The sequence below is a fragment of the Nocardiopsis trehalosi NBRC 14201 genome (genome assembly GCF_001552555.1).
GTDB classification, from domain to species: Bacteria; Actinomycetota; Actinomycetes; order Streptosporangiales; family Streptosporangiaceae; genus Nocardiopsis_B; species Nocardiopsis_B trehalosi.
On record NZ_BCRK01000057.1, the window covers coordinates 25,162 to 31,161 of the forward strand.

The 6,000-nt window shown below is 74.1% G+C and carries 5 protein-coding genes and 1 other RNA gene; 3 read left to right on the top strand and 3 right to left on the bottom strand.

Going from position 1 to position 6,000, the window contains the following annotated elements; translation table 11 throughout:
* Positions 1–133: 133 nt before the first annotated feature.
* Positions 134–331: a DUF6243 family protein gene (locus NT8_RS12725; RefSeq protein ID WP_067968185.1), complete on the bottom strand. Its 198-nt coding sequence runs from the start codon at positions 329–331 to the stop codon at positions 134–136.
* A gap of 624 nt (positions 332–955) precedes the next feature.
* On the opposite strand from NT8_RS12725, the gene NT8_RS12730 reads away from it, so the two are divergent.
* From NT8_RS12730 to NT8_RS12740, 3 genes are all read left to right on the top strand, one after another.
* Positions 956–1,354 (top strand): VOC family protein, encoded by a 399-nt coding sequence (locus NT8_RS12730; protein WP_067968187.1) that lies wholly within the window; start codon positions 956–958, stop codon positions 1,352–1,354.
* A gap of 71 nt (positions 1,355–1,425) precedes the next feature.
* Entirely contained in the window at positions 1,426–2,304 is an 879-nt protein-coding gene (locus NT8_RS12735; RefSeq protein WP_067968214.1) for a sigma-70 family RNA polymerase sigma factor, read from the top strand.
* Between the two features lie 179 nt (positions 2,305–2,483).
* Entirely contained in the window at positions 2,484–2,954 is a 471-nt protein-coding gene (locus NT8_RS12740; RefSeq protein WP_067968190.1) for a carboxymuconolactone decarboxylase family protein, read from the top strand.
* Positions 2,955–3,413: 459 nt separating this feature from the next.
* Here the strand turns inward: NT8_RS12740 and NT8_RS12745 are convergent, their stop codons facing one another.
* Both NT8_RS12745 and ffs read right to left on the bottom strand, forming a co-directional pair.
* Entirely contained in the window at positions 3,414–5,582 is a 2,169-nt protein-coding gene (locus NT8_RS12745; protein WP_067968193.1) for a DNA polymerase III subunit gamma and tau, read from the bottom strand.
* A gap of 119 nt (positions 5,583–5,701) precedes the next feature.
* Positions 5,702–5,797: signal recognition particle sRNA small type (ffs, locus tag NT8_RS12750), an RNA gene on the bottom strand.
* Positions 5,798–6,000: the final 203 nt, after the last annotated feature.

The window sequence follows — 6,000 nt, forward strand, 5'->3', positions numbered from 1 at the left end:
GGCGCAACATGGGCGGAATTCTCGGACAGGCCCGCCGCCGGACGCGGCTAGCGGCCCACGGACACGCGAACGGCCCCCGGTGAAGTGGAATCCACCGGGGGCCGTTCGCGGTTCACGGGCGCCGAGGCGCCCATCAGTCGTCGGCCGCCTTCTCGGCGGCGCGCGCCTGCTCGTTCTTCTCCTTCAACCGGCGCAGCAGCTCGCGCTTCTGCTCGGCGGCGTTGTGCGCCGAGCCCTTGCCCGCGGCCCCCGCGCCGCGCATGGCGTTGCGCGAAACGGTGTTGCGCTGCCCGCCGATGCCGAGCATGTTGTCTCCACGACCCTTGGCCATGTGGCCCTCCTCTGTCTTCTTCGAGACGACCCGTCTCGTTGAACAGATCATGTCGCACTTCCCGACTTCTGTCAAGACGATACGTCTCGCCTCGTTGGTTCCCCTGGCGTTCCCCGACCCCATGCGCCTCCGCCCGTGGATGACGGCGCCGCCTCGGAATCCGCCCGCCCCACCGGCTCCGGCCACCCGACGAGCCCCGCATCGAGACCGCCCTCCACAGGAGCGCGATCGCGGTGGCGCGGCACCCCACGGTGCGGGTTGACTGGAAACAGGGGTTCCCCCCAGCACCATGGTCCCGCCCGCCACCGCCGCAGGGACGGCCTCACCGTGCCCGGAAACGCCCGGCCCTCGGCGCCCGCGACGCCGGAAGCCCTCGAAGCCACCTCGATCCCCTCCTGCGATGCTGTCGGCGCTCCGTCCCGGGCAGGAGCGCGCGCCCGTCCACAGGCTGTGGACGGCGACCGCGCCGCCCGCCGCCACGGGCATCGCCACGGGACACGGCCCCGGCCCAACCCCGATGAGCGGCCGACCGAGCCCGCGTTACCTCCCGGTGCCCGCACCCGTCATACGGTCGACGGCCGCGCACACCCCGGCCGTCGCGCCACCACCGAGAGGGAGACCAGAATGCTGACGGACATCATGTACGTGACGGCCGTCGTCACCGACCAGGACCGCGCGCTGGAGTTCTACACCGAAGGGCTCGGCCTGGAGAAGCGGGCTGACTACCGGGGCCCGGAGTCGCGGTTCCTCACCGTGGGCGTCCCCGGCGGCCCGGTCGAGATCCTCCTCTGGGCGGACGAGGGCGCGTCGACCGAGGACCGGCCGGGCGGCGGCGCCGGCCCGATCTTCCTGGAGTCGGACGACCTGTGCAAGGCCGTCGAGGCGATGCGGCTGCGCGGCGTGGCCTTCGACCAGCCGGAACCCGAGGACTACCCGTTCGGCGTCCGCATCGAGGCGGCCGACCCGGACGGCAACCGGATCTCGCTCCGCCAGCGGCGCCACCGGGAACGCGCCGACCGCTGACCACCCCACAGACCGCGTGCCGACGCGGACCCGCCGCAGCCATGAACAACCGGATCAAGGACGATGCCGACATGACGGACACCAGCCGGGCCGACCTCGACGCCGAGGCGTTCGAGGCCGAACGCGACCGGCTGAGCGCGGTCGCCTACCGCGTACTCGGCTCGCACGCCGACGCCGAGGACGCGGCCCAGGAGGCGTGGATGCGGCTCGCCCGCCAGGACACGACGACCATCGACAACCTGGCGGGCTGGCTGACCACGGTGGTCGGCCGGATCAGCCTGGACGTCCTGCGGTCCCGCCGGGCCCGGCCCGAGGCGTCCTACGCGGACGGCGCGCCCGTACTCGTGGCGGCGGACGACGACGGCGCGGACCCCGAGGCGGTCGCGGCGCTCGCCGACGCGGTCGGGTCGGCGATGCTCGTCGTCCTGGACTCGCTCACGCCCGGGGAGCGGGTGGCGTTCGTGCTGCACGACCTGTTCGCGGTGCCGTTCGCCGACATCGGCCGCATCCTCGGCAGATCCGCCGACGCCGCCAAGATGACCGCCAGCCGCGCCCGCCGGAAGGTCCAGGCGGCCGAGCGTCCGACGCCCGCCGGGCGGGCCGAGCGGAAGGCCGTCGCCGCCTTCCGCTCGGCCGCGGCGGACGGTGACTTCGCGGCGCTGCTGCGCGTGCTCGACCCGGACGTGCGACTGACCGTCGACACCCCGGGCGGGACCGTCGTCACCCTCGGCGCCACCGCCGTCGCCTCCGGGGCGCGGACGGTGTCCGGCGACGTCGCGCGGTACCGGGCGGTGCGCGTCGACGGCCGTCCGGGGTACGTCTCCTGGCGCGCCGACGGGACCCCGCTCTCGCTCATCTCGTTCACGGTGGCCGGCGACCGGATCACGGCCATCGCGATCGTGGTCGACCCCGCGAAGCTCGCCGCGATGCGCCTTCCCGCACCCGCGTGAGCGGCCGGACGGGCGGCGGCGGGGGCGGTCTCCGGCCTCTTCTCCGCCCCCGTCGCCGCGCCGACCTGGGCTGATGCGCACCACCCCCTGCAGGGCACATCCGGTGGCGATCCGCAGTCACATTGGCCCGACCCGCCGCGTCATGGGGGTGAAGCAGTCGACACGGCAAGGAGCCCACCATGAGCGCGCGCATCAACTACTACGGCAGCACCATCGGGGCGAAGTTCACCAAGCACATCAACTCGGCGGGCCGGGCGCTGGCGGGCTCGACGCTGCCGGCCGCGACACAGGAGCTGGTGAAGATCCGCGTCAGCCAGATCAACGGCTGCGCCTTCTGCATCGACATGCACACCAAGGACGCCGCCCACGCCGGGGAGACGGCGGTGCGCCTGCACCTCGTGGCGGCCTGGCGCGAGGCCACCGTCTTCACCGACGCGGAACGCGCCGCCCTGGCACTGGCCGAGCAGGGCACCCGCCTGGCCGACGGCGGCGGCGCCGGCGACGCGGTCTGGGCCGACGCCGCCGACCACTACGACGAGGAGCAGCTCGCCGCCCTGGTCTCCCTCATCGCCGTCATGAACGCCTACAACCGCATGAACGCCCTCGTCCACCAGCCGGCCGGCGACTACCAGCCCGGCCAGTTCGGCTGACCCACCCCCACCACCAAAGCAGCGGCCCGCCCCTGACCCCCAGGGGACGGGCCGCAGGCATCTCCCGGCCCAGCAATCCCCGCGCATGCGGGGAGCACATCGAAATCATGCGGGTCACCAAAATATCCGCGGGACCATCCCCGCGCGTGCGGGGAGCACACCCGTCCATCTCGCCAGGGAAGAGGATGCTTAGGACCATCCCCGCGCGTGCGGGGAGCACAGACCAGGAGGTCCCGACATGCTACGACGCCTGGGACCATCCCCGCGCGTGCGGGGAGCACCCTTTTTCACCTGCGGGGATACTCCGGTGAACAGCGGATTCCCGCAACTTCCACGTGTGTCGCGGTGCGTCTACGGCCCTCCCAGAACAGCCAGAGGGCCGAAAGGCCCGCCCGGGCGCGGCTCCCGCCCCCCCGCCGACTTGTCGACAAGGAGGCCCGGAGCCGCAGACCGCGACGACTACCCCGCTGTGTGGTCGATGGTGTCGATGACCTTGCCGCCCAGCTCGGACTCGATGAGGGCGAAGCCCGACTTCGGGCCCGATGCGGGGGCGGCCTGATGCGGCTCGTCGTCCTCGGAGGGGTCCGCGCCGGGGTCCGACGGGCCGGGTCTCGACGGCGCGGGGCCGGGGGCCGGGCGGTCGGCGGGCGGATTCGGTGCCGCGTCCTCGTACGGGTCCGGGGGTGGGGCCGCCGCGTCCTCGTAGGGGTCCGGCGGGGGCTCCTGCCGGGTGGTCAGCGGACGCGACGGGCCGGTGTCGGAGGCGGGCGGCGCACTCCCCGCTCCGGACTCCGCCGCTCCCTGCGAGGCCGAGCCGTGCGACGGCGTCCCCTGGGACGGCGTCGGCGACGATGCCTGCGGCGCCGGTGCGGGCTCGGGGCGCGCCGGGGCCTGCTGTGCGGGCCGGGCCGGGGGCGGCGGAACACTGCCCGCTGCGATGGCGCCGACGCGGACCTCGACGCCCAGCACCTGGCGGATCGCCTGGGCGACCACCTGGTCACTCCCGCTGTTGGTGAACCCCTTGGCGTCGTTGGGCTTGCCGAACGCGAGCTGGACCAGGTTGCCCTCGATCCCCACCGGGTGGACGTCGGACCCGCTCAGCACCATCCAGGTGAACCGGCGCAAGCCCTTCACCGCGTCGAGGATCTGCCCCCACGACGCCTGCACCGACCCGATGTCGATGACGCCGCCGCCCGACGGGGCGGGGCGTGACGCGGGCGCCGGGCGCGACGCGGGGGCGGCGGCCGGTCGGCCGGCGCCGGGGCGGGTGGCCTCGGGCCAGTCGTCGGCGGCGGGCGCGGCCGGAGCGGGCTCCGGGGCCTGCCGAGCGGCAGCCGCAGCGGGGGCGGCGGCCTGCGGGGCGGGGCTCGGCGGCGCCGACGGCTGGGCCTGCGCCGCAGCGGGGGGCGGCGCGACAGCGGGGGGCGGGGCGGCCGTCGGTGCGGCGGCGACCGGGGCCGACGCCACCCGGCGCTCCAACTGCTCCAGCCGGGCGAGCATCGCCCCGCCGTCGCCGCCACCGGGCTCGGCGCCGGGCAGCAGCACCCGCGCGCACAGCAGTTCGAGCAGCAGGCGCGGCGACGTGGCGCCGCGCATCTCGGTCAGGCCCTGGTTGAGGATCTCGGCGGCCCGGGTGAGCGCGGCGGGGCCGAGCCGCACCGCCTGGTCGCGCATCTGCTCGACGGCGTCGGGCGGGACGTTGATCAGGCCCTTGTCGAGGGCGTCGGGGACGGCCGCGAGCACCACCAGGTCGCGGGTGCGCTCCAGCAGGTCGGCGGTGAACCGGCGGGGGTCGTGGCCGCCCTCCATGATGCGGTCGATGAGGCCGAACACGGCCGCGCCGTCGCCCGCGCCCAGCGCGTCGACCATCTCACCGAGGAGGCTGGAGTCGGTGTAGCCGAGCAGCGCCACCGCGCCCTCGCGGGTGATGCCGTTCTCGTCGGAGCCGGCGAGGAGCTGGTCCAGGATCGACAGCGAGTCGCGGGCCGACCCGGCGCCGGCGCGCACCACCAGGGGCAGCGCGGCGGGGTCGAACGGGACGTCCTCCTCCTTGAGGATCTCCTCCATCAGCTCGCGCAGCGTGCTCGGCGGGATGAGCCGGAACGGGTAGTGGTGGGTGCGCGACCGGATGGTGCCGATGACCTTGTCGGGCTCGGTGGTGGCGAACACGAACTTCAGGTGCGGCGGAGGTTCCTCGACCAGCTTGAGCAGCGCGTTGAAACCCTCGCGGGTGACCATGTGCGCCTCGTCGATGATGTACACCTTGAAGCGCGAGTTCACGGGCGCGAAGAACGCGCGTTCGCGGAGGTCGCGGGCGTCGTCGACACCACCGTGGGAGGCGGCGTCGATCTCGATGACGTCGATGCTGCCGCCGCCGTCGGGGGCGAGGGCGACGCAGGAGTCGCACGTCCCGCAGGGGTCGGGGGTGGGGCCCTTCTCGCAGTTGAGCGACCGGGCGAGGATGCGGGCGCTCGACGTCTTCCCGCAGCCGCGCGGCCCGCTGAACAGGTACGCGTGGTTGATGCGGCCGTTGCGCAGCGCCTGGCGCAGCGGGTCGGTGACGTGCTCCTGCCCGCGGACCTCACCGAACGTCGCGGGCCGGTACTTGCGATACAGCGCGATGCTCACGGCGCGGTCACTTCTCCCTCCGGCGGTCCGTCCCCCCATTGAACCCCGTGCCTGCGACAGCCCGCACGGGTTCGCCGGAGACGCCGGAGGGGTCGGGGCCGAGAAGGGGGTCCCGGAAAAGAAAGGACCCCCCGCGCACCCGCCAGAGCTTACTTATCCTTGCTGCCTTCCGGCCCTGGGGAGGTTCATAAGATGACGCCGCACGAGGGGTCTGCCCCGAGTCTATCCGACGTTCCGGGTGCGGCGGAACACGCACGGGCACCGGCCCCACCGGCGGGCCGCGCCACCCGCCGCCGACACCGGCCGGAGCGGCCGCGCCACGCCCGCACCCCACCCCTGGGAACTCGGTCGAAGCATCCCGCTCCGGCATGTAAAGTTGTCTGCGGAGGATTCGCCTAGAGGCCTAGGGCGCACGCTT